The 25,007-nt window shown below is 67.7% G+C and carries 25 protein-coding genes; 8 read left to right on the top strand and 17 right to left on the bottom strand.

Going from position 1 to position 25,007, the window contains the following annotated elements; all coding sequences use genetic code 11:
• The first annotated feature begins 8 nt into the window (after window positions 1-8).
• The gene (locus IEY68_RS06870) at window positions 9-575 is read left to right on the top strand and encodes a hypothetical protein (RefSeq protein WP_058856273.1); all 567 of its coding nucleotides are present in this window, start codon (window positions 9-11) and stop codon (window positions 573-575) included.
• Between the two features lie 37 nt (window positions 576-612).
• On the opposite strand, the gene IEY68_RS06865 is transcribed toward IEY68_RS06870, so the two are convergent.
• From IEY68_RS06865 to IEY68_RS06855, 3 genes are all read right to left on the bottom strand, one after another.
• The gene (locus IEY68_RS06865) at window positions 613-2,190 is read right to left on the bottom strand and encodes an LVIVD repeat-containing protein (RefSeq protein ID WP_058856331.1); all 1,578 of its coding nucleotides are present in this window, start codon (window positions 2,188-2,190) and stop codon (window positions 613-615) included.
• Between the two features lie 226 nt (window positions 2,191-2,416).
• The gene (locus tag IEY68_RS06860) at window positions 2,417-2,614 is read right to left on the bottom strand and encodes a DUF397 domain-containing protein (RefSeq protein WP_058856272.1); all 198 of its coding nucleotides are present in this window, start codon (window positions 2,612-2,614) and stop codon (window positions 2,417-2,419) included.
• The gene (locus IEY68_RS06855; protein ID WP_058856271.1) at window positions 2,611-3,462 is read right to left on the bottom strand and encodes a helix-turn-helix domain-containing protein; all 852 of its coding nucleotides are present in this window, start codon (window positions 3,460-3,462) and stop codon (window positions 2,611-2,613) included. The genes IEY68_RS06860 and IEY68_RS06855 overlap by 4 nt, the downstream gene beginning before the upstream one ends.
• A gap of 496 nt (window positions 3,463-3,958) precedes the next feature.
• Between IEY68_RS06855 and IEY68_RS06850 the strand changes: the two genes are divergently transcribed.
• Both IEY68_RS06850 and IEY68_RS06845 read left to right on the top strand, forming a co-directional pair.
• The gene (locus IEY68_RS06850; RefSeq protein ID WP_229718644.1) at window positions 3,959-4,288 is read left to right on the top strand and encodes a hypothetical protein; all 330 of its coding nucleotides are present in this window, start codon (window positions 3,959-3,961) and stop codon (window positions 4,286-4,288) included.
• Window positions 4,289-4,699: 411 nt separating this feature from the next.
• Window positions 4,700-5,320, top strand: a complete 621-nt coding sequence (locus IEY68_RS06845; RefSeq protein ID WP_058856269.1) for a GNAT family N-acetyltransferase — start codon at window positions 4,700-4,702, stop codon at window positions 5,318-5,320.
• On the opposite strand, the gene IEY68_RS06840 is transcribed toward IEY68_RS06845, so the two are convergent.
• From IEY68_RS06840 to IEY68_RS06810, 7 genes are all read right to left on the bottom strand, one after another.
• Entirely contained in the window at window positions 5,309-6,235 is a 927-nt protein-coding gene (locus tag IEY68_RS06840) for a hypothetical protein (RefSeq protein WP_058856268.1), read from the bottom strand. The two genes, IEY68_RS06845 and IEY68_RS06840, sit on opposite strands and share 12 nt — an antisense overlap.
• On the bottom strand, window positions 6,232-7,296 hold the full coding sequence (locus tag IEY68_RS06835) for a hemolysin family protein (RefSeq protein WP_058856267.1): 1,065 nt from the start codon (window positions 7,294-7,296) through the stop codon (window positions 6,232-6,234). Before IEY68_RS06835 ends, IEY68_RS06840 begins: the two co-directional genes overlap by 4 nt.
• Window positions 7,289-8,686 carry a hemolysin family protein gene (locus IEY68_RS06830; protein ID WP_058856266.1) on the bottom strand — a complete coding sequence of 466 codons (1,398 nt, stop codon included), beginning with the start codon at window positions 8,684-8,686 and terminating at the stop codon, window positions 7,289-7,291. Before IEY68_RS06830 ends, IEY68_RS06835 begins: the two co-directional genes overlap by 8 nt.
• Before the next feature lie 259 nt (window positions 8,687-8,945).
• A complete protein-coding gene (locus IEY68_RS06825; RefSeq protein ID WP_058856330.1) occupies window positions 8,946-10,385 on the bottom strand; it encodes a GuaB1 family IMP dehydrogenase-related protein in 1,440 nt (479 codons plus the stop codon).
• Between the two features lie 49 nt (window positions 10,386-10,434).
• Window positions 10,435-11,796 (bottom strand): DEAD/DEAH box helicase, encoded by a 1,362-nt coding sequence (locus IEY68_RS06820; RefSeq protein WP_058856265.1) that lies wholly within the window; start codon window positions 11,794-11,796, stop codon window positions 10,435-10,437.
• Entirely contained in the window at window positions 11,789-12,727 is a 939-nt protein-coding gene (locus tag IEY68_RS06815; RefSeq protein ID WP_058856264.1) for a M56 family metallopeptidase, read from the bottom strand. Before IEY68_RS06815 ends, IEY68_RS06820 begins: the two co-directional genes overlap by 8 nt.
• A gap of 54 nt (window positions 12,728-12,781) precedes the next feature.
• Window positions 12,782-13,159, bottom strand: coding sequence for a BlaI/MecI/CopY family transcriptional regulator (locus tag IEY68_RS06810; protein ID WP_058856263.1), 378 nt, complete (start codon window positions 13,157-13,159; stop codon window positions 12,782-12,784).
• 318 nt (window positions 13,160-13,477) lie between these two features.
• Between IEY68_RS06810 and IEY68_RS06805 the strand changes: the two genes are divergently transcribed.
• Together IEY68_RS06805 and IEY68_RS06800 are read left to right on the top strand one after the other, a co-directional pair.
• On the top strand, window positions 13,478-14,185 hold the full coding sequence (locus IEY68_RS06805; protein WP_058856262.1) for a hypothetical protein: 708 nt from the start codon (window positions 13,478-13,480) through the stop codon (window positions 14,183-14,185).
• A gap of 187 nt (window positions 14,186-14,372) precedes the next feature.
• Window positions 14,373-14,819 (top strand): PaaI family thioesterase, encoded by a 447-nt coding sequence (locus IEY68_RS06800; RefSeq protein ID WP_058856261.1) that lies wholly within the window; start codon window positions 14,373-14,375, stop codon window positions 14,817-14,819.
• A gap of 66 nt (window positions 14,820-14,885) precedes the next feature.
• On the opposite strand, the gene IEY68_RS06795 is transcribed toward IEY68_RS06800, so the two are convergent.
• Window positions 14,886-15,650: an SDR family oxidoreductase gene (locus tag IEY68_RS06795; protein WP_058856260.1), complete on the bottom strand. Its 765-nt coding sequence runs from the start codon at window positions 15,648-15,650 to the stop codon at window positions 14,886-14,888.
• A gap of 194 nt (window positions 15,651-15,844) precedes the next feature.
• On the opposite strand from IEY68_RS06795, the gene IEY68_RS06790 reads away from it, so the two are divergent.
• The gene (locus tag IEY68_RS06790; protein WP_058856259.1) at window positions 15,845-17,476 is read left to right on the top strand and encodes an ABC-F family ATP-binding cassette domain-containing protein; all 1,632 of its coding nucleotides are present in this window, start codon (window positions 15,845-15,847) and stop codon (window positions 17,474-17,476) included.
• 82 nt (window positions 17,477-17,558) lie between these two features.
• On the top strand, window positions 17,559-17,792 hold the full coding sequence (locus tag IEY68_RS06785) for a helix-turn-helix domain-containing protein (protein WP_058856329.1): 234 nt from the start codon (window positions 17,559-17,561) through the stop codon (window positions 17,790-17,792).
• An 82-nt stretch (window positions 17,793-17,874) separates the two neighbouring features.
• Here the strand turns inward: IEY68_RS06785 and IEY68_RS06780 are convergent, their stop codons facing one another.
• The 4 genes from IEY68_RS06780 to IEY68_RS06765 are packed head-to-tail and all read right to left on the bottom strand — an operon-like array spanning window position 17,875 to window position 20,453.
• Window positions 17,875-18,837 carry an MvdC/MvdD family ATP grasp protein gene (locus tag IEY68_RS06780; protein WP_058856258.1) on the bottom strand — a complete coding sequence of 321 codons (963 nt, stop codon included), beginning with the start codon at window positions 18,835-18,837 and terminating at the stop codon, window positions 17,875-17,877.
• Window positions 18,838-18,849: 12 nt separating this feature from the next.
• Window positions 18,850-19,290, bottom strand: coding sequence for a hypothetical protein (locus IEY68_RS06775; protein ID WP_058856257.1), 441 nt, complete (start codon window positions 19,288-19,290; stop codon window positions 18,850-18,852).
• Between the two features lie 51 nt (window positions 19,291-19,341).
• Window positions 19,342-19,917: an acyl-CoA thioesterase gene (locus IEY68_RS06770; RefSeq protein ID WP_063916222.1), complete on the bottom strand. Its 576-nt coding sequence runs from the start codon at window positions 19,915-19,917 to the stop codon at window positions 19,342-19,344.
• A gap of 38 nt (window positions 19,918-19,955) precedes the next feature.
• The gene (locus IEY68_RS06765) at window positions 19,956-20,453 is read right to left on the bottom strand and encodes a cupin domain-containing protein (protein WP_058856256.1); all 498 of its coding nucleotides are present in this window, start codon (window positions 20,451-20,453) and stop codon (window positions 19,956-19,958) included.
• 71 nt (window positions 20,454-20,524) lie between these two features.
• Here IEY68_RS06765 and IEY68_RS06760 point away from each other — a divergent pair, with 71 nt between their 5' ends.
• Window positions 20,525-21,031, top strand: a complete 507-nt coding sequence (locus tag IEY68_RS06760) for a MarR family winged helix-turn-helix transcriptional regulator (RefSeq protein WP_058856255.1) — start codon at window positions 20,525-20,527, stop codon at window positions 21,029-21,031.
• A gap of 34 nt (window positions 21,032-21,065) precedes the next feature.
• On the opposite strand, the gene IEY68_RS06755 is transcribed toward IEY68_RS06760, so the two are convergent.
• Together IEY68_RS06755 and acnA are read right to left on the bottom strand one after the other, a co-directional pair.
• Window positions 21,066-21,632: a TetR/AcrR family transcriptional regulator gene (locus tag IEY68_RS06755; protein WP_058856254.1), complete on the bottom strand. Its 567-nt coding sequence runs from the start codon at window positions 21,630-21,632 to the stop codon at window positions 21,066-21,068.
• 249 nt (window positions 21,633-21,881) lie between these two features.
• Window positions 21,882-24,686, bottom strand: coding sequence for an aconitate hydratase AcnA (gene acnA, locus IEY68_RS06750; protein WP_058856253.1), 2,805 nt, complete (start codon window positions 24,684-24,686; stop codon window positions 21,882-21,884).
• Between the last annotated feature and the right edge of the window lie 321 nt (window positions 24,687-25,007).

The raw sequence follows: 25,007 nt of genomic DNA, 5'->3' as shown, positions 1-25,007 counted from the left end.
GTGGCTCCATGGTCTACGGGGGTGAATCTGGTGCGCTGCGGCGGCCGACCGCGAAATGGTGGCTGATCACCACGGTGGTGCTGGCCGGGTTGGTCGAATTCTGTTGTGCGGCACTGGTCTGGTTCGTGGGCTCCGACAGTTGGGTCGGATATTCGCTGATCGCGATCAATGTGTTGCTGGTGCTGGCCGTGGCGTGGTCGATCTGTGCCGTGTTCGGGCTGATCCGCTACCGGGCCCACCTGCTGAGCGCCGTGGCTCCGCTCCTGGTGGCGGTGACGGTGGCCGTGGTGTACACGGGTGCTGCCGAATGGTCGGGCTGGCAGCTGTCGAAGGGTTCGCTGGCCGCGGCGGCGGCCGAATGCGCCGAGCGCTCCGACTCCGTCCGGATCGGCGTGTACACCATCGAGCGGGTGGACCGCGACGGCGCGGAGTGCCGCTTCTACACCGGTGGCGGCTTGATCGACCGGGTCGGATTCGCCTACCTGCCCGACGGCCCGCCGCCGGAGTTCCGGGCGAGCGAGACGACCTACCGGCAGTACGACGGTTCGTGGTATCGCTTCGTCGTTTCCTGGTGACGAACGGGCGCCCGGTTCACGCGGCGCGCAGCAGCGTTCACGAACCCACGACCGACTGCTGGTCCGCGGGTGGTGAATACACCGACTCGTCGACGTGCAGCACCATGAAACCGTTGTCCGAACAGGTGACGTACAGCGCGTTGCCGCGCCACTCCGGCGGGGACAGGCACCAGTCGGTGGAGACGTCGCCGAAAGCGAGCTCACCGGTCCGTGAGCTGAGTGCCTGGGACGGATCGAACTGCCCCTCGAGCACCGCGCGCGCCGCGCTGGGTGCGGTCATAGCCGGGATCCCGAGCAGTGAGGCCAGCGCGTGTGGTGAGTTGACGAGTTCGAGATTGCGTCCTGTCCGGGCGGGTGGATTGAAGTAGGCGATTTCCCGGATGGCCTGCGGGTCGCGGATATCGAACACCCGGATGCCGGAGGAGATCCAGCCGCAGGCGAGGGCCGTCGGGTCCACCGGCCGGTCGGCCGCGCAGTAGTGCGATTCGTAGGCGAAGATGGATCCACCCATGGACGAGGCGATATTGCTGTCCAGATGCTGTGGCAGATTGATCTCCAGTTTGATCTTCGCCACGACCCGGGGGTCGGCATCGGCGGAGATATCGATCAGCTTCACTCCGCCGGAACCGCCCTCGTCCACCGTGTACACGTAGGGCTTGCCGTCGTAGGTGACCGGGATGCTGTGCTGAGTGGCCCAGCCGTCCGACCAGAACATCCGGCCGAGGTGCTGGACCTGCGGGTTCGGATCGCGTCGCTGGACCGCGCTGATATCGAGCACGGTGATACCGCTGAGCGCCGAGAGGTACATACGGTTGCCGTCCGGGCTCACCCCGAAACCGTGCGCGGTGAGACCGGTCAGCCCCTGCCACACGACCCGCGGATGCGCCGGATCGGTGAGGTCGACGGCGCTGAGGAATCCGGGTGTGATCCCCGAGGCCCAATAGGTGTGGCCGTCGGGGGAGAAGCCGCCCTCGTGTGTGGTGATCGGCAGCGGCATAGCGAGATTCGTTCCAGGGCCAGGATTGAGCAACCGCGGATGCGCGCAGTCCGAGATATCGTAGACCGACAGATATCCGGCACCCACCAGCAGCGGAACTCCCGTGCCCACCAGCAGTTTCCGCTCCCGGTTGACCTTGAGGCTCTCCCAGGTGCCGGCCACCATGGCGGGTTCGTTCAGGGTCGCCGTGGGCCGCGGATGCGCCGGATCGGAGACGTCGAGCACCTGCACCCCACCGTTCTGGTGCAGCAGGTTGCCGGGGAAGAAGGTCCCCATATAGGCGCAGTGCTCGAAACTGGTGGAGGTGATTCCCGCGCCGCGCCCGGCGAACTGGCCCACCAGGGACATATTGCACCGGTAGCCCTGCGTACTGCGCCCGCTGTCGCGATCGGCCGCCGGTACGTCACCCTGGAAACCGGGTTCGGGCATCGACCCGGGCCCGCAGTCCGCGCGCGGCACCGAGGTCCGGCCGATATCGAGGAATTCCCGTACCTGGTTCTGGATATCGGATTGCAGATCCGCCGACGCGCTGCCCGGCAGCATGACCGCGGCGACCACACCCACCGCCCCCAGGACCAGCGCCCTGGTCCGGCGTAGTTTTCCGAAGGGACGCCCCATTGCATCCTCACGCTTCCCGAACTGCTTCACCCGACCCGGTATCCGGGAGGGTTCGGTACACATCCCGGAATTTGTTCAGATAGTAGCGATCGGGGGACGGCGGGATAGGGGTTTTCGTCGAACATCGAGGTCGGGGTGAAGGTGATCCGGTGCGTCCGGGGGTGGATTGGGTCCTTCGCCACAGAAACGTAAAAGCCCCCAGGAGGGGCTTTTCTCACGTGTCCGGTCAGTCGAATATGCCGGATTTCGCGGCTCCCAAAAAGGCGTCCCATTCCCCGGGGGCAAAGACGAGTGCGGGGCCGCCGGGGCTCTTGCTATCCCGGATGCCGACCATACCTCGATCGAGATGAGCGGCCTCTACACAGTCCTGCTTACCCCCGCTGCGTGTGCTCTTGAACCAGTTCGCGCCGGACAGATCCATCATCTTCGCTCCTTCGCTACCCGCAGCATCAAATCGCGGGATGTCGACGCGGACAACGCTACATGGCGGATTCGACGGGCCTCCTGTGAATATTTCTCTACCTCGGAGGCGCGTTCGACGTAGAGGCCGCCGGATAGGCCTTCCATGTACGCGACAGGCGGTTCCTGCAATCTGGACGTGGGCAGTGGCGGGAAGCTGAACAGGACGAAGCTGCCGGCATTGAGTCCGAACGGGACATCCTGGCCCGATGGAACGATCCGGATCTCTATGTCGGGATCTTCGGACAGTTCGATGAGATGACGGATCTGCTCGGCCATGACCGCCGGTCCGCCGACTCGATAGCCCAGAACCGCCTCCGTCAGTAGCGCTTCGAACCGGAAGCCGTCGCGTTGGAGGAGGGTTTGCCGTCGCATCACCACATCGAGAATGCGCTCTGTCTCATCGGGTGAGCTGTCGGGAACGGTGGCCCAGGTCAGCGCCCGGCGGTATTCTCGAGTCTGAAGAAGGCCGGGGACTACCGCGATCTGCCAGGACGTCACCCAGTTCGCAGCTTCTTCCAATGCGAGATAGTGGTCGAACCCCTTGGCGATCGCATCATCGTAGGCTCGCCACCACCCCGACCCGGATGCGCCGGCAGCCCGGATCTCCTGAGCCAGCCCGAGGAGCAGTCGGCGCTCGGAATCAGTGGCCCCATACGCGTTCGCGAGGGCGTTGAGTGCGAGGTCGGTGATCTTGGTCTGTCGGCCGTCCTCCAGGCGCCCGTAGGACTGCGGGCTGGTCTCCGCGATCCGCGACGCCGCCGATTGTGTGATGCTGCTGCGCTCCCGAAGCTTTCGCAGCTGACGGCCCAAAGCTCTTCTCGGCAGCGTGGATCCAGTGGTCACGATCGTTACCTTTCCTAACCGGATGAATGGAATATGGAAAGCACCGTGGTGAAAGAGCGTGAGATTCCCTCTGGAATCGCCACGGTAGCGCTTCCGAACGTGTTGCGGCACACGTCTACTGGGAAAGCGCCCGGTGTGGGCCACCCCAGTTGCCGCTGGGGATGCCGGTTCGACGCCAGGAAGGCGGAGGGCTGGTGGTCCGACCGTCAGTTGGTCACTGTCGCTCCAGTCGGACCCTACGCCGGGCGCTCGTCGATACCAAGCCGGAGAAGGGGATTCATCATGTGCATCAGCACGTCGGAGACAGTGCCCGCCGCCGCACCCGGGCGTGAACGGCTACCCGGCCGCGTACCGGGTGCTACTGAGGTCCCGGACGGGTCCACGGCCGTTCTACCGGCCGCCGAACACCTGGAAGTGTTCCTTGCGGCGATCCGCCTCTGGGAGCGGGACCCAGGAGGGCGTCGTGGCTAGTGCGAATCCCCTCAACGCGATCGCGTTGATCCGCCGCGATCTGCCCACTCCCGATATCGACCTGCCCGAACTGGCCGGAAGGCACGGGTATCGCCTCGTATACACCGTGGTCACCGATGCCGGAGCGGTGGTGACAACGTTGGCGCTGGTGCGGCATACGGAGGAATGGAATGCGCGCGCCGTCGTCGTGCCCGGCTTGGAGCACGCCTACATCGTGCGGCAGGTGATCACCCACTTCGCCGCGCTCGTGACTCCGACACGACTCTATCCGTGCGGTCACCGCTGGCCCGCCGATACGCTGCGGTGCGAGCCGACGAAATGACGACCGATGCCGTACTGGTCCAGCTGTCGCTGGGATTGCTCGGCCTCACCGTGGCGCTGTACTGGCCCTGCTGAGCGTCACGTCGCGCGGATCGTCGGCGGCGGTGTTGTGGAGGGGCAGCCAGCTGTTCACGAATCGTTATCCGATATCGGCACAGGCCGGTGCTACGACTATGCGGCCGGGGCTGTCGGCCGTCGTCAGGGACTCGGCGGTCGTCGTCGGGAGGCAGTGTCGTCGCGAAGCGGTGTCGTCGGGAGGTCGTCGTGTCCCCGCCCGCCTGGACCTGTGTCTTCGCGCACCGGTCCGGTCGGGGCGCCGAGGCTTATCGGTCCGGCCGATTGTCACAATCTCGGACTAACTTTGTCCCTGTCGAGCGCGCTCACCCCATCCGACGAGAGTTAGGACGCAACGATGCCGACCCCGCCCGAGGTACGTTCGGCCCGCCACGACGAGACCGGCGCCCTGGCGCGCACCCTGGCAGCCGCCTTCCAGGACGATCCGCTGATGGAGTGGCTCTGGCCGGATCCGCGGCGCCGGGTGCTCGGGCTGCTGCGCTTCTTCGCGACCCGGACCCGGCACCAGCACTTCGCTTCCGGTGGTGTGGATATCGCGCTGGATCCAGCGGGCGCGATCGGCGGGGCCGCGCTGTGGGACGCCCCGGGAAAATGGAAGCCTTCCCCGTGGCGCGAGATCCGCATGTTCCCCCAGCTGGCCCGGGCGTTCGGCGGCCGGCTGCGCGCCGGTAAGGAACTCGTCGACCTCATGTCCGGCGTACATCCGGACGAACCACACTGGTATCTAGCGACTCTCGGCACCGATCCGGATCGGCGCGGCCACGGCTTCGGCGCGGCCCTGTTGTGGTCCCGGCTCGAGCAGTGCGACCGTGCGGGGGTACCTGCTTACCTCGAATCCAGCAAACAGGTGAACATCTCCTACTACGAACGGTTCGGGTTCGAGGTCACCGCGACGGTCACTGTTCCGGGCGGCCCGGATCTGTGGCTCATGTGGCGAGCGCCTCGGTCACATGGTTGATCGAGCCGTAGATCCACCGCGAAAGTTCTGTTGCAGAAGGGACTCCAGCGCCGCGAGCAGCTCAGAGCGTAGGCCGGCCGCCCGGTCCGCGATCCCGGCTTGTTCACGAACGTATTCCGCTCGTCCGGCGGGTGTTTCGATGCGAACGGGATCGTAGCCGTGCGCGCGGAGATCATAGGGACTGGCCCGCATATCGAGTTCGCGGGCATCCCGGGCCAGCGCGAAACAGTCCAGCAGCAGATCGGAGGAGACCAAGGGGGTCAGCTTGAAACCCCACTTGTACAGATCCATATTGGCGTGCAGGCAGCCCGGCTGTTCGCTGTCGATCTGACCGGCGCGGGTCAGCTGCCGGTTGTTGCGGGGCACCGCGGATGGGGTGAAGAACCGGAATGCGTCGAAATGAGTGCAGCGCACCGGCATCGATTCGACCACCGCGTCCGTGCCCTCGGCGCCGAGCCGCAGCGGTACCGCGTCGTGGCGGACTTCCCCGGTCCGGTACACCATCGCCCATTCGTGCAGGCCGAAGCACGACAGCTGCGGGGGGCGGGAAGCGGTCGCGCGCAACAGGTCCGCGATGTAGGATGCGGCGTCGGCGCGGGCGCGCAGGAATTCGGGGTCGGCGGTCACCATCGGTTCGGATTCCCCGCCCGGCGAATCGATCCGGTGGTATCCGCGCAGGCCGGTGTACTCGGTGGCGCCGGAGAGCGCCACCCCGAAACCCGGATGCCAGCGACGCAGTTGCGCAGGCTTGTGGCCGTAGTAGGTGAACAGGAAATCGAGTACCGGATGTTTCGCCCCGGCCGCCCGCGCCCGCAGGTACGGACCGGCCAGAGTATCGACGCGTTCGCGATGAGTGGCGGCGCGCGACCGCCACTCGGCCTCGCCGAGCACCGAACGGATGGCCGCAGCCGTCATTCGGCGACCCGGTGCGTGGTATCGCGTACGGTGCCGACGAACTCCTCGACGAGGTCCTCGAGCGCGACGATACCGACGGTGTTACCGCGCCCGTCCACCACCCGGCCCAGATGGCTGCTGGTGCGCCGCAGCCGGGCCAGCGCCTCGTAGAGCGTGGTGCCCATCAGTACGGTGGGCAGTGGCCGGATATCGGTGCGCGGGATCTCGGTGTTCGGGCCCGCGGTCTCGTCGGAGACCTTGTCCAGCACATCCTTCACATGCAGGTATCCGACGAGGGAACCATCGGAGGCGCGGACCGGGTACCGGGAGAATCCGGTTTCGGCGACGGCGTTCTCGATATCGCCGAGGGTGGTGCCGTGGGCGCGCAGCGGAATGGTGCGAACCTGCGCCAGTGGCACCATGACCTCGGCCACGAACCGCTCCCCGGTACCGAGTGCCTGGGTGAGCCGGCGGTGCTCCTCCGCGTCGAGTAGCCCCTCGGACCGGGATTCACCGATCATCTCGGCCAGTTCGTCGCTCGAGACCGCGGCCTCGAGTTCGTCCTTGGGTTCGATGCGCAACATGCGCAGGCTCAGGTTGGCGGCGAAGTTGTAGACGGCGATGAGCGGCCGGGCGATCCGCAGCCACGCCAGATGCAGCGGAACCAGCAGCAGCGCACTGCGTTCGGGTCCGGCGAGCGCGATATTCTTCGGGATCATCTCGCCCAGCAGGATGTGCAGGATCACCACGATGGCCAGCGCCAGCACGAACGACACCGGATGCAGCAGCGCCTCCGGCAAACCGGCCAGCTCGAACGGCCGCTCCAGCAGATGAGCGACCGCGGGTTCGCCGACCCGGCCGAGCAGGATCGAACAGATGGTGATGCCCAGCTGTGCGGCGGCCAGCATCATCGACAGGTTCTGCCCCGCCCGGATCACGGTGTCGGCGTTGCGTTTACCCTGCGCGGCCAGCGCTTCGAGCCGGTCGCGGCGGGCGGAGATGAGGGCGAACTCGGCGGCGACGAAAAAGGCGTTACCCGCCAGCAGGACCATGGTCAGCGCTACCCCGAAAAGGTCACCCATGGTGGACCTCCCGGCCGGTCGGCAGCTGTTCACGCGAGGCGATGGCCTCGGCGTCGGCCGGGACCAGCCGGACCCGGTCGATCCGGCGCCCGTCCATCCGTTCGACTCGGGCGAGCCAGCCGCCCTGGCCGTCGCTGTGGCGCCGGTCGTGGCCGCGGCGCGGCGGCAGGACCACGGTATCGCCGGTCACCGGAATCCGGCCCAGGCGGGTGAGCACCAGACCGCCGAGGGTTTCGTACTCGCCCTCGGGGGCGATGTATCCGGTCGCCCGGGTCACTTCGTCGATCCGCAGTAGACCCGAACAGTCCCAGCCGTCGGAGACCCGGCGTACATCGCGTTCCTCTTCGTCGTGTTCGTCGCGGACGTCGCCGAGGATCTCCTCGATGATGTCCTCCATGGTCACCATGCCCGCGGTGCCGCCGTACTCGTCGACGACCAAGGCGACCTGCATCCCGTCCGCGCGGACCCGTTCCAAGACCTCGTCGCCGTCCAAACTGGCCGGAACCACCGGCACCGGCTGCGCGATCTGCGCCAGACCCACACCCGCGCGGGTCGGCGCGGGATGGGTGAAGGCCTGTTTGACGTGGACGATGCCGAGCGTGTTGTCCAGGTCGCCGTCGATCACCGGAAACCGTGAATAGCCGGTACGGGCCGCGGCGGCGAGCAGATCACCGATGGTGTCGGTGCGATCCAGCGCTTCGATCTTCACCCGCGGTGTCATCAGTTCCTCGGCACTGCGCTCGCCGAACTGCAGGGAGCGGTCCAGCAGCTGCGCGGTGCGTTGATCGAGGGCGCCGTGCTGAGCCGAGGTGCGGACCAGCGATCCGAGTTCCTGCGGTGACCGCGCCGAGCGCAGCTCCTCCGCGGGTTCGACCCCGAACCGGCGCACCGCCCAGTTGGCCGAGCCGTTGAGGAACTGGATCATCGGTTTGAACACCGCCGAGAACGCCACCATCGGCCCGGCGGTCGCGCGGGCGGTGGCCATCGGGGAGGCGATGGCGATGTTCTTGGGAACCAGTTCGCCGTAGATCATCGACAGCGAGGTCGCCAGGACCAGCGCGAGTACCAGCGAGATGCCGGTGGCCGCGGAATCCGGGACCCCGAACACGGTGAACAGTGGTTCGAGCAGCCGAGCCAGCACAGGTTCGGCGATATAACCGGTGATCAGAGTGGTGATGGTGATACCGAGCTGGGCGCCGGACAGCTGGAAGGACAGAGTGCGGTGTGCTTGGCGGACCGCACGGGCGCGGACATCGCCGTCACGCGCGTGCGCTTCGACGGTGCTGCGTTCCAGTGCGGTGAGCGAGAATTCCGCGGCGACGAACAGCGCGGTGCCCGCGGTGAGCGCCACGAACCCGATGAGGCTGAGGACGGTGAGCGCGACGGCCATATCACCACCACCCGGCGGACATCGGGATCAGCGATGTGGACAGGGCCGGATGAGAGGAGAGGGTCGTGCAGCGGAGGACGCCGGGTCTGTCACCCGGCTCGATAGATGAGCCCTCCTGAGTGGCGCCCTCGGACGCGGGTGACAACTGGATCCTTTCGTCCTGACGATTGCGGCCGGCGGTCGCCGGCGACTCATATGTTACCGCGACCGTGCGCGCGGGTGCACGGTCGCGGTAGGGCTTCGCCCGACGTGGCCGGGCTCACCATCCGCCGGGCAGCGGACGGCCTTCCGCGAACCCGGCGGCCGATTGCACGCCGACCACCGCGCGGTCGTGGAATTCCGCGAGGGTGCGGGCGCCGGCGTAGGTGCAGGCGCTGCGTACGCCGGAGCAGATATGGTCGATGAGATCCTCGACGCCGGGACGCTCCGGATCCAGCTGCATCCGGGAACTGGAGATACCCTCCTCGAACAGGGCCTTACGCGCGCGGTCGTAGCCTCGATCGGCGGCGGTGCGGGCGGCGACCGCGCGTTTGGAGGCCATGCCGAAACTCTCCTTGTAGGCATTGCCGTTCCGGTCGATCCGCAGATCTCCGGGGGATTCGTAGGTACCGGCGAACCAGGAGCCGATCATCACGTTCGAGGCGCCCGCGGCGAGCGCCAGGGCGACATCGCGCGGATGACGGACGCCACCGTCGGCCCAGACGTGGGCGCCCAGATCGGCGGCCGCGGCCGCGCATTCGGCCACCGCGGAGAACTGCGGCCGGCCCACGCCGGTCATCATCCGGGTGGTGCACATGGCGCCCGGTCCGACACCGACCTTGACGATATCGGCGCCGGCCTCGATCAGGTCACGGGTGCCCTCGGCGGAGACCGTGTTACCGGCGACCAGCGGGACACCCAAGCCGAGATCCCGGATCGAGTGCAGGGTTTCCAGCATCCTCACCTGGTGACCGTGCGCGGTGTCGATCACCAGCACATCGGCGCCCGCGTCCACGAGCGCCTTGGCCTTGGCGGGTACGTCACCGTTGATCCCGACCGCGGCCGCGATCCGCAACTTTCCACCGGCGTCGACCGCCGGGCGGTAGATCCCGTCCCGTACCGCGCCGGTGCGGGTGAGCACCCCGGCGAGAGTGCCGTCGGGGGCGAGGAGTACGGCGGGTCCGCCCACGTGCGCGGCCTCGAGGCGGTCGAAGATGTAGGACGCCTCGGCGGTCGCCGGGGCAGTGACGAAATCGGTAGTGGCGACTTCGTGCAACCGGGCGAACCGATCGACATCCGCGCAGGCGGCCTCGGTGACCAGCCCGACCGGCCGCCCGTTGTCGACCACCACGACCGCGCCGTGCGCCCGCTTGTGGATCAGGGCCAGGGCATCGGACACGGAGTGATCGCCGGTGAGGGTGACCGGGGTATCGGCGATCAGCGAGCGGCTCTTGACGAAGGCGATGGTCTCGGCGACGGCACTGTTGGGCAGATCCTGCGGTAGCACCACGATCCCGCCGCGCCGGGCCACGGTTTCGGCCATTCGCCGGCCCGCGACCGCGGTCATATTGGCGACGACCAGGGGGATGGTGGTGCCGGAACCGTCGGCCGTCGCGAGATCGACGTCGAACCGGGAGGCGATATCGGTGCGGTTCGGAACCAGGAAGACGTCGTTGTAGGTCAGGTCGTACGGCGGGTGTTGTCCGGGGAGAAACTGCACTGCGCCCATGGTAATCGGGATGACTCCCCGGCGTGGGGGCCCGGCGGATTCACTTGGACCGGCGGCGGTGCGGCCGGCGGCCGGCGGCCGGTTTCCCGGTGCCACCGCCTGCTCTGCCCCGGGCACCCGGTCCGCGGAAGCGGCCGTGGGGCGCGGGAAGTGGGCTCTGGGGAGTCTCCGTGACGTCGGGACCCGGTGGGGTGCGGGCACCGGTGAGCCGGCGGACCTCCCGGTCGCCGGGCCGCACGGTGTGCTCGACCACATCGACCCCGGCGGCTCGGGTCAGCGCGGTTACCTCGGCGCGCTGTTCCGGGGTGACCACAGTGATCACTGTCCCGCTCGCGCCCGCCCGGGCGGTGCGGCCGGCTCGATGGACGTAGTCCTTGGCATCCGCGGGTGGGTCGGCGTGGACCACCAGCGAGACCGCGTCCACATGGATACCGCGGGCGGCGATATCGGTGGCGACCAACGCCGACACCCCGCCGTCGGCGAAGGCCGCGAGGGTCCGGATACGCCGGTTCTGCGCTTTTCCGCCGTGCAGCGCCGCGACGCGGATCCCCTGATCGCGTAAGCGGCGGGTGAGTTTCTCGGCGCCGTACTGGGTGCGGGCGAACAACAGCGTGCGGCCGTCGCGAGCGGCGATCTCGGCGAGGACCGATGGTTTGTCCGCGACCTCGACGTACAGCAGATGATGGGTCGCGGTGGTGGTCTCGGGTTCCGCTGCCACGGAGTGGGTGACGGGCTCGCGCAGATACCGGTGCACCAGATCCTGTACCGAGTCGTCGTCCAGGGTCGCGGAGAACAGCAACCGCTGCCCGTCGCCGGGTACGAGATCGAGTAGCCGCCGTACCTGCGGCAGAAAACCGAAATCGGCCATATGGTCGGCCTCGTCGATCGCGGTGATCCGAACCGCGTCGAGGACGGCGGCACCCTGGTCGACCAGATCGGCGAGCCGGCCGGGGGTGGCGATCAGCAGGTCCACGCCGCGCTGGAGTCTCTCACTCTGCCGGGCCAGGGGCATACCACCGACCGCGGTGCCGAGCCGCAGACCCAGCGCGAAGGGTTCGAGCGCCTTCTCGATCTGCAATGCCAGTTCTCGGGTGGGCGCGAGGATCAGGCCCCGTGGGGCGCGCGTGATCGCCGGGGCGCCGGCGAGGCGGGCGAGGATCGGCAGCCCGAACGCCAGCGTCTTCCCGGATCCGGTGGGTGCCCGCCCGAGCACATCGTGGCCGGCCAGCGCGTCGGGGACGGCCGCCGCCTGGATGGGCAGCGGATCGGTGATGTTCGCCCGGTGTAACGCCTGCACGGTCAGCACGGGTAGCCCGAGCCGCGCGAAAGGCGGGAGGGGGCGGGTGGTGCCGGTGTCCGGTCCGGCCGATATCCCGGTCTCCGGTCGTGTGTGATCAGGCACGGAACAACCGGCTCAGCTCGACCAGCCAGGGGATCGCGACGGCCAGGGTCGGGACCACCAGAATGGCGATCGAGGCGAGATAGGCGGCGCCGGCGATGCGGAAATCGCCCAGCGGACCGGCCAGTCGCTGGATACGGATCAGCGTGCTGGGGCCGCCCACTGCCAGCGCGCCTTGCGGGGCAGTCGATTTCGAGCACGCCACCAGCGCCCGGGCCAGCGGTTTGGGGCCGGTGACCTTCACCGCGGAATCGTCGGCGAGCAGTTCGATGAGCAGCTTCACCGAATCCAGTGCCGATTTGCTGCGCACGAACCGCGGGAAGGCCTCGTGCGCGACGGTGAACGCCTCGAGTACCAGATCGTGGCGGGCACGCAGATGCGACCGTTCATGGCTGAGGATGGCGGTGAGCTCCTGCTCGTTCAGATTGTCGAGGGTGCCCGCGCTCACTACGACCCGCCGCCGCAGACCCGGCAGGCAGTAGGCGATGGGTTCGGTGGACGAGAGCACCCGGATATCGGCGGCGCGCCGGAACGGGCCGCTCTGGTCGAGCAGGTCCACCAGCATGCGGTGGCGGGCGCGGCGCCGGCGGGTGTGCACGCCGACCCGGACCGAGGCGTACACGAGCCGGGCGCCGACCAGCAGGGTCAGCATGAACACCGAGACGTAGGCCAGCCACAGCGGCAGACCCAGCGCATCGATCTCATCGGTGGGTTTGGTCGTGGGGCGGCCGTCGTGCCCGGGGACCAGTAGTTCGGCCGCGATGGCGAGCCCGGAGCTGAAGGCACTGAGCACCGCGGCCAGCGCGATGGCCTGCCAGAGTACGAGGGCGGCGCGGGGCACGCGATAGGTCCAGGTCGCCCTGCTGAGCGATTCCGGAACGGGACCGGCGAGAAGCAAGGCAAGTACGGCGAATGCCGGTGCGGCTGCGTTCATCGACTCTGCTCACTGCGTTGTGGGGCCAGGGTCCGAGGTCGGTCGCTGCGGGGGCTAGTTGTCCTCGGTTGCTTCGAGCTTAGCGAGTGCGTCCCGTAGGGCCGCGGCCTCGTCCTTGCCGACCTGCTCCACGAAGTGCACCAGGGCCGCGGCCCGGCTACCGGCCTCGTCCGCTTGTTGCAGCGCGTCCATCATGAGGCCGGCGACCAGCTCGTCGCGGGTGTGTACGGGAGCGTACCGGTGGGCGCGATCGTCGCGTCGCTGCACCACCAGATTCTTCTTCGCGAGACGCTGCAGCACGGTCATCACCGTGGTGTAGGCGAGTTCGCGGCGCGCCGACAGGGCCTCGTGGACCTGCCGGACCGTTTGTGGTTCATCGGCCGACCACAGTTGGTCCATAACCGCTTTCTCGAGCTCACCAAGTCCAGCCATCTTTTGATTTTACGACTCCAACGACGCTGTGCCGTACTACAGGGTGTCGTAATTTGGTGGGATTGATCATAGGGCGTGGACCACCGGAAAAGCCCGATGTGTGGTGCGGGGCGGTCCGGTGGCCGGTGCGCCCGCCGTGTCCGGCGCCCGGTGTTGCGGTGAGCGGCCGGTTGGGACATGCGCCACCGGCCCGAGTGGGTCGAAGATCGTCACGGGGTCGTTACATCCTTGTTCGCGAGAAATACTTGCTAGGTCTGGTTAGGCTAACCTATCTTTCGATCAAGTCGTTGCTGCGACGCCGATCTCGAGGAGGTTCGAATGTCCGAACTGGCCACTGTGCGCATCCCCCGTCCGTACGAGGCGCCGTTCGGGTCGGCCTGTGCCCGGTTACGGTCCCTGCAGCCGGAGCATCCGCGTGTCTATGCCGCCGCCGCCATGGCCGAGCAGGGCAAGCGGCGCTGGTGGGCGCTGTCGACTGGTCTGCGGGAGGGCCGGATCGATCTGATGTACCGGCGGCATGTCGCGGAGATGATCAGCGCGACCGCCGCGTCGGAGGTGGTGGCCACCGCCCTCATCCACGCCGTGGTCGGCCGGGTCGCGGCGTTGTGGATCGCCGACGGCCGCGCCTGGGATCCCGGCTTGGAGAACGTGTGGATCCACACCGACAACGACGGTGGGATCGACTGGGCGGGCCTGACCGACACCACCATTCGTGTCGTGGCGGGCGATCCGCTGGAAGGTTCACCCGGAGTCGTGTCGCTACCGTGCGAGCGAGCGATGTGGGTGTGGCTGGCCTATCGCTGCGAACCGTCGCTGCTGCTGGTTCAGGGCGCGCTGGCGCGGTGCGCGGGTCTGAGTTCGCGTCGATTCTGGGCGCTGGTGGCCGAATCCGTTTCCGGTGCGGCCACCTACGTCCCGGACCTGGCTCGCACCGATCCGGTGGCGGGCGCGCGGCGGGGTCAGGGGCTGCTGATGGCGCTGGAAGATCGCGGTATGGCGATCCGGCGTGCGCAACGTGTTGCTTAGTTAGGTAAGCCTGACCTATACTCGATACCGGCGTACGGATCGCGCGAGAGTCCCGAGGGCTGCGGTGACCCCCGATCCAATGCCCGCGGCGGACCCCATCATGGAGGTGGGGTCCGCCGCTTCATTTCCGCTCCTGGCCTCCGGGCCCGTACTCCGGCTTCCGGGACGAGCATGCGATTGTTGAGCCATGACCGAACAACAGACCCGCTCCCCGATGTCGACGGCCGATCTCAGTGCCGAACAACTCAACGAGATCAGCAAGGGGACCTTCGCGGATCTGATGGGTCTGCACGTGACCGAGCTGGGGCCCGACCGCGTCCGCGGCGAATGGACCGTGACGCCGCAGCTGCACCAGCCCGCCGGAATCCAGAACGGCGGGGTGCTGTGCACCGTGGTGGAAACGCTGGCCAGTTCCGGCGGCGCCGCCTGGTACGGCGAACGCGGCGTGGTGGTCGGTGTCAACAACAACACCGACTTCCTGCGCGCCGTCCGCGAAGGGCAGCTCAGCGCCGAGGCCACCCCGCTGCATCGCGGCGGGATGCAGCAACTCTGGCAGGTCGTGGTCACCGACGCGGACGGCCGGCTGATCGCACGCGGTCAGGTCCGGTTGCAGAACCTGCCCCATCGCTCCTGAACATCGGGCGGGGCGCAACAACAAAGGGCCGGGGCGGTGACACCACCCCGGCCCTGATCGATCGATTCAGAGACCGCCGGTCGACAGCAGACCGCCGTCGACACGCACCGTCTCACCGGTGATCCAGGCCGCCTGGTCGGAGGCCAGGAACGCGATCAGCCGCGCCACGTCCTCCGGCGAACCCAGCCGCTTCATCGGGTAGACCTGCGCGGCCGCCTCCTCGTCCGCCGAGTACAGCGCGTCGGCGAAGCTGGTCTTCACCACGCCGGGGGCGACCGCGTTGACCCGGATCTTCGGGCCGAGCTGCCAGGCCAGTTCGTCGGTGAGCCGGATCAGCGCCGCCTTGGAGGCGCCGTAGGCAGCGATCACCCCGGTGGAGCGGATACCGGCCACACTGGCCACGTTCACCACGGCGCCACCGTGCTCGCCCATCCAGGCCCTGTACGCCTCCTGGATGTAGCCGAGCGCGGCCACGACGTTGACGTCGAAGATCTTGCGCACCGCGTCCAGATCGGCTTCCATCAGCGCGCCGTACACCGGGTTGATGCCGGTGTTGTTGATCAGGATGTCCAGCGAACCGAATTCGGCGACCGCGCGCTGCACAGCGGCGCTGCGCGCCTCGTCGTCGCCGGAATTGCCGGCCAGGGCGACGACCTCGCCCTGGTGTCCCAGCGCCCGCAGTTCGGCGGCCGCCTTCTCCAGCGGTTCGGGCTTGCGCGCGGTGATCAGCACATTCGCGCCCCGGCTCAGCAGCTCGGCGGCCACCGCGTAGCCGATACCACGGCTGGCTCCGGAGACCAGCGCGCTCTTGCCCAACAGATCGGTGCTCATATGCGGGCACGTTACCGTGCCCGGATATGCCGTCGGCGGGCACCGACCGCCCGGCAGCCACCGTGACCGGGCGGTGTCGTGGTCCGGGGTAAAATCGGTGGTTCCGTGTCCGGACACATCCGATGATCGGTGGATGGGCCCACTGTCGGGCGAGCCGGGCCGCTGCCCCCAACCCGTGTTCCTAGGAGATATCTGTGATCACCGCGACCGACCTCGAGGTCCGGGCCGGCGTCCGTACCCTGCTGTCCGCGCCCGGCCCGGCGCTGCGGGTTCAGGCCGGCGATCGGATCGGTCTGGTCGGGCGTAACGGCGCCGGTAAGACCACTACTCTGCGGATTCTGGCGGGTGAGGGTGAGCCCTACGCCGGAGCGATCACGCGGTCCAGTGATATCGGTTACCTCCCGCAGGATCCGCGGGAGGGCAATCTCGACGTCCTCGCCCGCGACCGGGTGCTCTCCGCCCGCGGTCTCGATGCGCTGATCCGCGATATGGAGAAGCAGCAGGCGCTGATGGCCGAACTCGCCGACGAGACCGAACGTGAACGCGCTGTCCGCAAATACGGCCGGTTGGAGGACCGTTTCTCCGCGCTCGGCGGATATGTGGCCGAAAGCGAGGCCGCCCGGATCTGCAACAGCCTCGGGCTACCGGATCGGGTACTGGACCAGGCGCTGCGCACGCTCTCCGGCGGTCAGCGCCGGCGAATCGAACTGGCGCGCATCCTGTTCGCCGCTTCCGACGGCAGCGGCGGCCGGTCCGATACCACCCTGCTGCTGGACGAGCCCACCAACCACCTCGACGCCGATTCCATCACCTGGCTGCGTGGCTTCCTGCAGAACCACAGCGGTGGCCTGATCGTGATCAGCCATGATGTCGAGCTGCTCGCGGATGTGGTCAACAAGGTCTGGTTCCTCGACGCGGTACGTGGTGAAGCCGATGTCTACAACATGGGCTGGCAGAAATATCTCGACGCCCGCGCGACCGACGAGCAGCGGCGCCGCCGTGAGCGGGCCAACGCGGAGAAGAAGGCCTCGGCGCTGCGGGCCCAGGCCGCCAAACTCGGCGCCAAGGCCACCAAAGCCGTTGCCGCGCAGAATATGGCGAAACGGGCCGACCGGCTGATGTCGGAGCTCGACGAGGTCCGCGTGGCCGACAAAGTCGCCCGGATCAAATTCCCCGAACCGGCCCCCTGCGGGAAGACCCCGCTGATGGCGGAGAACCTCACCAAGGTCTACGGGTCACTGGAGATCTTCACCGGTGTGGACCTGGCCATCGACCGGGGCAGCCGGGTGGTGGTGCTCGGCCTCAACGGTGCCGGTAAGACCACACTGCTGCGGCTGCTGGCCGGTACCGAGGAACCGACCGCCGGGGGCCTGGTACCCGGGCACGGGCTCAAGGTGGGGTACTTCGCCCAGGAACACGACACCCTCGACGATTCGGCCTCGGTCTGGGAGAACATCCGGCACGCGGCTCCGGACGCGGGTGAGCAGGAGTTGCGCGGCCTACTGGGCGCCTTCATGTTCACCGGTCCGCAGCTGGAGCAGCCCGCCGGGACGCTGTCCGGCGGTGAGAAGACCCGGCTCGCGCTCGCCGGACTGGTCTCCTCGGCGGCCAATGTCCTGCTGCTCGACGAGCCCACCAACAACCTCGACCCGATCTCGCGGGAACAGGTCCTCGACGCGCTGCGCACCTATGCGGGCGCGGTGGTGCTGGTGACCCACGATCCGGGCGCCGCCGAGGCCCTGAATCCGGAACGGGTGATCCTGCTCCCGGACGGCAGCGAGGACCACTGGTCCGCCGAGTACCTGGAATTGATTCAGCTCGCGTGAGTTTCATCACAAGAACTCATTGCCGGATGGTCGCGGAGTGCTTAGCCTGAGAGTGACGCTGCTCGGCGACTCGGAGGAAGCCATGGGCGACAGGCCGGTACAGAGCAAGAGCACATTGGGCAAGGGCACCCGCGTCACAGGTAAGTCACGGGATCGCCTGCAAAACCAATTGAAGAAGCAATACGAGGCGGGGGCGAGTATTCGGTCGCTGGCACGTGCGACCGGGCGCTCCTACGGGTTCATCCACAATGTGCTGACGGAGTCGCATGTGCAACTCCGCAGCCGCGGCGGTGCCAACCGCCGTAAAGCCCGCTAGTCCACCGTATTCGCAGGCTCCGTCGCCGGGATGACGCGCCCGGCGGCGAGGGTCCGCGTGTGGACCGCCCCCGTCGGTGCGCTCACCAGCCGGAGACGGAGCCGTCCCCGTGGGTCAGGAGATTGGCCAGGCTGGTGAAGATCGGCAGTCCGGTCTTGATCTCGAGGTAGGCGAACTGTCCCTGCGGGTTGACCTCGAGGAAGTAGTATTCGCCGTCGAGGCCCACCCGTAGATCCAGCACGCCGAAACTCAGGCCCAGCGTGCCCATCAGCGTCGCCAGCGATTTGCTGACGGCCGCCGGTAGGAGCGCGGGCGCGAAATCGACCGAGGTGTCCAGCCGGGAATCCACGCGCCCGGCGCCGGAGCGGGAATCGATGCGTACCGCCCACTCCTGCCCATCTACCCACACCACCCGCAGATCGCATTCCGGGTCGATATAACGCTGGAAGATGGTGGGCGCCCAGCGGATCCCGGTGAGCCGGTCCAGATCGGCGGCGCCGACCAGCCTGGTCTCGGAGAATTCGGCGCGGGAGGTGCCGGTGCGTTTGAAAACGACACGGTCGCCACGATGTTCGATGAAGTCGCGGGCCGCGTCCGGGTCATTGGTGACCAGGGTCTCCGGTACCGCGCAGCCCGCTCGGCGCGCGGTATCCAGCTGGACGATCTTGCGGTGGGCGATCCGGTCGTTACCCGGGTCGTTGACCCACTGGGCACCCAGCGACCACAGCAGTCCCTGGACGAAGCCGTCGCATTCGGCCTGCCGGTAGGCGTTGTCGTCGGCGCGGACGCCGGACGGCACCGAGCTCGGATGCGGGCGCCGCCACCAGACCGAGCGGACCCCGTCCAGCCCGTCCAGTCCGGCCAGCGACCGTTCGACGCCGGCCTCGTCGAGGCGGAAACTGCCCGGCTCGCGCGGGAAATCACGCAGATCGAGGCGGAGCGGGACGATCGCGTGCTGTTCCCGCAGCGTCACCTCCATGGCAGCGGCGTGCAGATCGTCGGATTCGGAGACGATGAGGACCGCTGCGGTCTCCCGGGTGCTCATCGCGCCCGCCGTTCAGTCGAAGCTGTCGCTGTGGATACCGTCGTCGCTGGTATTGCGCGACCGGGTCTGAGCGCACGTGAACGTCGCGGGGAATTCGGGGGTATCGGCCAGGTCGAGGCGCTGGGCCCAGGATTCGGTGAGGCGGCGTAGCTGTGGGTCGCCGAACGCCTCGGATGGCGGTGCCGCCAGGGTCATCGGCCGTTCCACTACATCGATCCGGAGGCTGCGGGTGAAATCGGCGGTGCTGCCGGGGCGGATGTCGACGCGGACCCGGCGGCCGGCCGTCCGGTCGTCGAGGTCCTGGACGGCGAGTACGTCACCGCGGCGGAACGTCCACATCCCGTCTGCCACCCGGACACGGATATCGCGGTCGGATTCGCCGACCAGCGCACCTGTGAGGGTGGCCACCACACCGCGTCCGGGTGTGTCGAGCAGGTGGAGGGCATCGGTCATCTGGATTCTCCGATCTTGCTCGCAGTGTGCCACGACCCGAGCGCGTCCGGATCATATCGCCGACCGGAGGCTCCGGCAGCCGATATCGCCGGATCTCCCCTGTTCGGATACCTGATCTTGTCCTCGGAAATTTTCCCGTGGCGGAGAATTTCCGGAAACGGGGCAGCGGCCGGTCGCTGGAGAATTGTTTGCCGTACCGGCCTGCCGGCGATCAGGTCCGAGAAGTTCCGGATTCGTGGCCAGTTCGCGGAAACGACCGCCCGGATCGGCGAGCAACCGGCGAGCATCCAGATCCAGCAGGCCGCCGATCACCGCCACCTCGGCGGAGAGGGTGTCGTCGGTGCGGATCATCTCCTGCCGGATGCGATAGGTCTTCCCGCTACCCCATTCGAACTCGCAGGTGACCCGGAAATCGTCGCCGCCGCGCAGTTCGCGCCGGTACTTGATGGTGCTCTCCAGGACCACCGGCCCCACCCGCGCGGCCACCAGTTTGTCCGCTTGCAGACCCGCGGCGAGCAGGAACTCCCAGCGGGCGTGTTCGGCGTACTGCAGGTAGACCGCCTGATTGACATGGCCTTGGACATCTAGTTCGTAACCGCGAACGGTCACGGGGACGGAGAAGGTCATGCCGGTGCGAACCCGCCGGTGCCCCCGGTTGTTCCCGTTCAGCGGCGCTGGGCGTTGCGTTCCTGCCACCACCGGGGCGCGTCGACGAAGTGGTTGTCGTATTCGTCCTGAGACGCGGCGAGTTCGTCCAGGGTGGCTTCGCCGCGGGCGATACGTTCGAGCAGCCGGAAGTAGCCGAACCGCTGTACGCCGGGCATGAGGGCGATCAGAATGCGGGCCCCGTGGCCGGGTGCGGCGCCGAAAGCGTGGACGGTCGTCTTCGGCACCACGGCGACCCCGCCGGCTCCCACGGTGACGATACGGTCCCCGGCCATGAGCTGCAGTTCGCCGTCGGCGACGTAGAAGAGTTCATCGGACAGCGTGTGGAAATGCGGTGCCGCGCCGTCTGCGCCGCGGTCCATGGTGACCTCGAGCGTGCTGGCCGTGCCGTGGGCCTGCTCGGCGTCGATGAGCAGACGCATGGTGACTGATTCGGTGTGCAGCGTTTCGGCTTCTCCCGGCTGCCGGACGGCGAGGGGGTGCGGGGTGGTGTTCACGGACGCTCCTATGTAATTCGCTTCCGAATAATTCGATACCGAACTATATGCCGGCGAATAGACTCGTGTCCATGTCCGAACCCGAATCAGATGCGATCGATGCCATCGAGCGGCAGTGGCGACGGGAACGCCCCGACCTGGATCTGGCGGCGATGGTGGTCTTCGGCCGCCTCGGTCGGCTGGCGGTCGTCACTGAACGGGAGATCGAGGCGGTGTTCTTCGCCCACGGTCTGCGCCGGGGGGAATTCGACGTGCTGGCCGCGCTGCGGCGGGCCGGTGAACCCTTCGAGCTCAACCCCTCCGCGCTGGCGGACACCCTCATGCTGTCGCGGGCGGGGATGACGGGGCGGCTGGACCGCTTGGAATCGGCGGGCTACGTGCGCCGTATCGCGGACGTGGGCGACCGCCGGGCCGTGCGGGTCGCATTGACCGATGTGGGCCGCGAGCTGGTCGACATCGTGGTCACCGAACACACCGCCAACGAGACGCGCATGTTGTCGGCGCTGACCGCGGCCGAATGCCGGGAACTGGACCGGATTGCCGGAAAGCTGCTCACCGCACTGGAATCCGGGAGCTGAGCGCGCCGGGTGGCGCGGGCGGGGCGCAGTACGCTCAGGGGCGGCGGCGCACCGAGGCCTCGACGAGATCCAGGACAGCGGTGAGGTTTTCGTTGGTGTGCCCGGAAGCGATTCGGGCGATGAGACCGTCGAGCACCAGATCGAGATAACCCAGCAGGACATCGGTGGGCACATCGTCGCGCAGCGCTCCGGCTGCTTTGCGGCGTTCCAGGCGAGCCAGAGTCGCCGCGGTGAGCTCGGCCGACCGCTGGGTCCAGCCGGCCCGGAACTCCGGATCGGTGCGCAGCCGGCGGGCGATCTCGAGCCGGGTCCCCAGCCAGTTGTACTCCTGCGGGTCGGCGAGCATATCCCGCATCACCTGTACGAGACCCTGGTTGGCCGCCACATCCGCCATCCGCTCGGCGTCCTCCTGGGCGAGCGCGAAGAACAGCGCGTCCTTGTCCCGGAAATGGTGGAAGATCGCACCACGGGACAGGCCGATGGCGTCCTCGAGGCGCCGCACCGTGGCGCCGTCGTACCCGAACTCGGCGAAACAGCGCCGGGCGCCGTCGAGTATCTGTTTACGCCGGGCGGCCAGATGATCGTCGCTGACCTTGGGCATCGTGCTCCTTCAACGGATACGAACCCCGCGCGGCGGATCACCGCGCGGGGCCATCAGATTACGAGCGAACGAACAAGTGACCTCCCGGCGCCCTCGCAACCCCGCCGGGAGCGAGTCCTGCGAGCGGCGCCCGGCTCGTCGTTGCGGACCCGGAGCACATGCGCCGTAGGCGCGGAGTCCCGGGTCCGCAACGACGAGCCCTGGGGGCGCGTATACGCGCCGGAAGCGGCGCCGTCCCGCACGGCGTGATCAGGACCTGATCATGTTCCGCAGGACATACTGCAGAATGCCGCCGTTGCGGTAGTAATCGGCTTCACCGGGGGTGTCGATACGGACCACCGCGTCGAACTCGATTTTCGAGCCGTCGTCCTTGGTCGCGGTGACATGCACCGTGGACGGCGTGCTGCCCGAGTTGAGCTCTTCGATACCCGTGATATCGAAGACCTCGGTACCGGTCAGGCCCAGCGATTTGGCCGATTCGCCCGCCGGGAACTGCAGCGGGATCACACCCATGCCGATCAGGTTCGAGCGGTGGATGCGCTCGAACGATTCGACGATGACGGCCCGCACACCCAGCAGGCTGGTGCCCTTGGCGGCCCAGTCGCGCGAGGAGCCGGAACCGTATTCCTTACCGCCCAGTACAACCAGCGGGACACCGGCCCTCTGGTAGTTCTGCGAGGCGTCGTAGATGAACGCCTGCGGGGCGCCTTCCTGGGTGAAGTCGCGGGTGTAACCGCCGGAGACATCGTCGAGGAGCTGGTTGCGCAGCCGGATGTTGGCGAAGGTACCGCGGATCATCACCTCGTGGTTACCGCGCCGCGAGCCCAGGGAGTTGTAGTCCTTGCGCGCCACACCGTGCGAATCGAGGTAATCGGCGGCCGGGGTGCCCGGTTTGATGGCACCGGCCGGGGAGATGTGGTCGGTGGTGACCGAATCGCCCAGCAGGGCCAGCACACGCGCCCCCTTGATATCGGCGACCGCTTCCGGCTCCATGCCCATACCGTCGAAGTAGGGCGCCTTGCGGACGTAGGTGGAGTCGTCACTCCACTCGAAGGTGTTGCCCTCCGGAGTGGGCAGGCTGCGCCACCGCTCGTCGCCCTTGAAGACATCGGCGTAGGACTTGGTGAACATCTCCTGGCTGATCGCCGACTTGATGGTGTCGTCGATCTCCTGGGCCGAGGGCCAGATGTCCCTCAGGAACACCGGATCGCCCTTGGTGTCCGTGCCCAGCGCGTCGCTCTCGAAATCGAAGTCCATGGTGCCCGCGAGCGCGTAGGCGATGACCAGCGGCGGTGAGGCCAGGTAGTTCATCTTCACGTCGGGGGAGATACGACCCTCGAAGTTGCGGTTACCGGACAGCACCGCGGTGACGGTGAGGTCGTTGTCGTTGACCGCCTTGGAGATCTCCTCCGGCAGCGGACCGGTGTTACCGATGCAGGTGGTGCAGCCGTAACCACCGAGGTAGAAGCCCAGCTTCTCCAGGTACGGCCACAGGCCGGCCTTCTCATAGTAGTCGGTGACGACCTGCGAGCCGGGAGCCATATTGGTCTTCACCCACGGCTTGCTGGACAGGCCCTTCTCCACCGCGTTCCGGGCGAGCAGCGCCGCGCCGATCATGACCGACGGGTTGGAGGTGTTGGTGCAGGAGGTGATACCCGCGACCGCGACCGCACCGTGGTCCAGGATGAACTCGCCGCGTTCCTCGGAAACGACGCGCACCGGCTTGCTCGGCCGGCCGTTGGCGTTGACGGCCGCGGACTGGACGTCGACGGCGCCGTCGTCGGCGAAGGACAGGCTGACCGGATCGGAGGCCGGGAACGACTCCTCGACCGCCTCGTCCAGCTGGGAATGCGGCGTCGGTTGCTGATCCTGCACGTAGTTGTGGATGTCCTTGCGGAACGCGATCTTCGACTCGTCCAGCGCGATACGGTCCTGCGGGCGCTTCGGGCCGGCGATGGAGGGCACCACGGTGCCCAGGTCGAGCTCGAGGTACTCCGAGTACACGGGCTCGGCGGCCGGATCGTGCCACATGCCCTGCTCCTTGGCATAGGCCTCGACGAGCGCCAGCTGCTCGTCGGTGCGGCCGGTCAGGCGCAGGTAGTTGACGGTTTCCTCGTCGATCGGGAAGATCGCCGCGGTCGAGCCGAACTCGGGGCTCATATTGCCCAGCGTGGCGCGGTTGGCCAGCGGGACCTCGGCCACGCCCTGGCCGTAGAACTCCACGAATTTGCCGACCACACCGTGCTTGCGCAGGATATCGGTGACGGTCAGCACCACGTCGGTGGCGGTCACGCCGGGCTGGATCTCACCGGTGAGCTTGAAGCCGACCACACGCGGGATCAGCATGGAGACCGGCTGGCCCAGCATGGCGGCCTCGGCCTCGATACCGCCGACGCCCCAGCCCAGCACACCCAGACCGTTGACCATGGTGGTGTGCGAGTCGGTGCCGACACAGGTGTCGGGGTAGGCCTGTCCGTTGCGGACCATGACGGTGCGGGCCAGGTACTCGATATTGACCTGGTGCACGATGCCCGTGCCCGGGGGGACGACCTTGAAATCGTCGAACGCGCCCTGGCCCCAGCGCAGGAACTGGTAGCGCTCGCCGTTGCGCTCGTATTCGAGTTCGACATTGCGCTCGAAGGCGTCGGCGCGCCCGAAGACGTCGAGGATGAGCGAGTGATCGATGACCATCTCGGCGGGGGAGAGCGGGTTGACCTTCTCCGGGTCGCCGCCGAGGGCGGAAACGGCCTCGCGCATGGTGGCCAGGTCGACCACACAGGGCACGCCGGTGAAGTCCTGCATCACCACGCGGGCCGGGGTGAACTGGATCTCGATACTGGGCTGGGCGCTGGGATCCCAGTTCGCCAGGGCACGGACGTGGTCGGCGGTGATATTCGCGCCGTCCTCGGTGCGCAGCAGATTCTCGGCGAGGACTTTCAGTGCGTACGGGAGTTTCTCGGTGCCGGGTACGGCCGAGAGCCGGAAGATCTCGTAGGAGTTGCTTCCGACCTCGAGGTTGCCCTTGGCGCCGAAAGTATCGATACTTTTCGTCACGTCAGCTCCACTTGTCGGGTGTGCGGACGCCGTCGGCGGGGCTGTGCCGGCGGCGGTACGTCTCTGGCATGAGGTGCCGGCCCGGGAAGGCGCCGGTTCCCCGCGATTCCCAACCCTAACAGTACGCTTGTCCTGTGAAATATTCGGGGCCGTGCGACACCCCGGCCCTGCGGCGCGCCGCAGGGCCGGGCGTGGCGGGAGTAGGGGACCTTTCATTCGTCGCGTAACCTGCTCTCGAGCTGGTCCGAGTTAGCCGGGTGGTCCCGACGGGTACCCCCGCGATTTGTGCCCAGTACGGATTCCCCGTCGCGTCCTGAGACG

Source organism: Nocardia jinanensis (genome assembly GCF_014645735.1).
GTDB lineage: Bacteria > Actinomycetota > Actinomycetes > Mycobacteriales > Mycobacteriaceae > Nocardia > Nocardia jinanensis.
This window is presented reverse-complemented; position numbering and strand designations above follow the sequence as displayed.

Bases quoted from the DNA above. Each gene is read 5' to 3' on its own strand.
- IEY68_RS06870 (WP_058856273.1), top strand. From the start codon at position 9: ATGGTCTACGGGGGTGAATCTGGTGCGCTGCGGCGGCCGACCGCGAAA.
- IEY68_RS06865 (WP_058856331.1), bottom strand. From the start codon at position 2,190: ATGGGGCGTCCCTTCGGAAAACTACGCCGGACCAGGGCGCTGGTCCTG.
- IEY68_RS06860 (WP_058856272.1), bottom strand. From the start codon at position 2,614: ATGATGGATCTGTCCGGCGCGAACTGGTTCAAGAGCACACGCAGCGGG.
- IEY68_RS06845 (WP_058856269.1), top strand. From the start codon at position 4,700: ATGCCGACCCCGCCCGAGGTACGTTCGGCCCGCCACGACGAGACCGGC.
- IEY68_RS06840 (WP_058856268.1), bottom strand. From the start codon at position 6,235: ATGACGGCTGCGGCCATCCGTTCGGTGCTCGGCGAGGCCGAGTGGCGG.
- IEY68_RS06835 (WP_058856267.1), bottom strand. From the start codon at position 7,296: ATGGGTGACCTTTTCGGGGTAGCGCTGACCATGGTCCTGCTGGCGGGT.
- IEY68_RS06830 (WP_058856266.1), bottom strand. From the start codon at position 8,686: ATGGCCGTCGCGCTCACCGTCCTCAGCCTCATCGGGTTCGTGGCGCTC.
- IEY68_RS06815 (WP_058856264.1), bottom strand. From the start codon at position 12,727: ATGAACGCAGCCGCACCGGCATTCGCCGTACTTGCCTTGCTTCTCGCC.
- IEY68_RS06810 (WP_058856263.1), bottom strand. From the start codon at position 13,159: ATGGCTGGACTTGGTGAGCTCGAGAAAGCGGTTATGGACCAACTGTGG.
- IEY68_RS06805 (WP_058856262.1), top strand. From the start codon at position 13,478: ATGTCCGAACTGGCCACTGTGCGCATCCCCCGTCCGTACGAGGCGCCG.
- IEY68_RS06800 (WP_058856261.1), top strand. From the start codon at position 14,373: ATGACCGAACAACAGACCCGCTCCCCGATGTCGACGGCCGATCTCAGT.
- IEY68_RS06795 (WP_058856260.1), bottom strand. From the start codon at position 15,650: ATGAGCACCGATCTGTTGGGCAAGAGCGCGCTGGTCTCCGGAGCCAGC.
- IEY68_RS06785 (WP_058856329.1), top strand. From the start codon at position 17,559: ATGGGCGACAGGCCGGTACAGAGCAAGAGCACATTGGGCAAGGGCACC.
- IEY68_RS06780 (WP_058856258.1), bottom strand. From the start codon at position 18,837: ATGAGCACCCGGGAGACCGCAGCGGTCCTCATCGTCTCCGAATCCGAC.
- IEY68_RS06775 (WP_058856257.1), bottom strand. From the start codon at position 19,290: ATGACCGATGCCCTCCACCTGCTCGACACACCCGGACGCGGTGTGGTG.
- IEY68_RS06770 (WP_063916222.1), bottom strand. From the start codon at position 19,917: ATGACCTTCTCCGTCCCCGTGACCGTTCGCGGTTACGAACTAGATGTC.
- IEY68_RS06760 (WP_058856255.1), top strand. From the start codon at position 20,525: ATGTCCGAACCCGAATCAGATGCGATCGATGCCATCGAGCGGCAGTGG.
- IEY68_RS06755 (WP_058856254.1), bottom strand. From the start codon at position 21,632: ATGCCCAAGGTCAGCGACGATCATCTGGCCGCCCGGCGTAAACAGATA.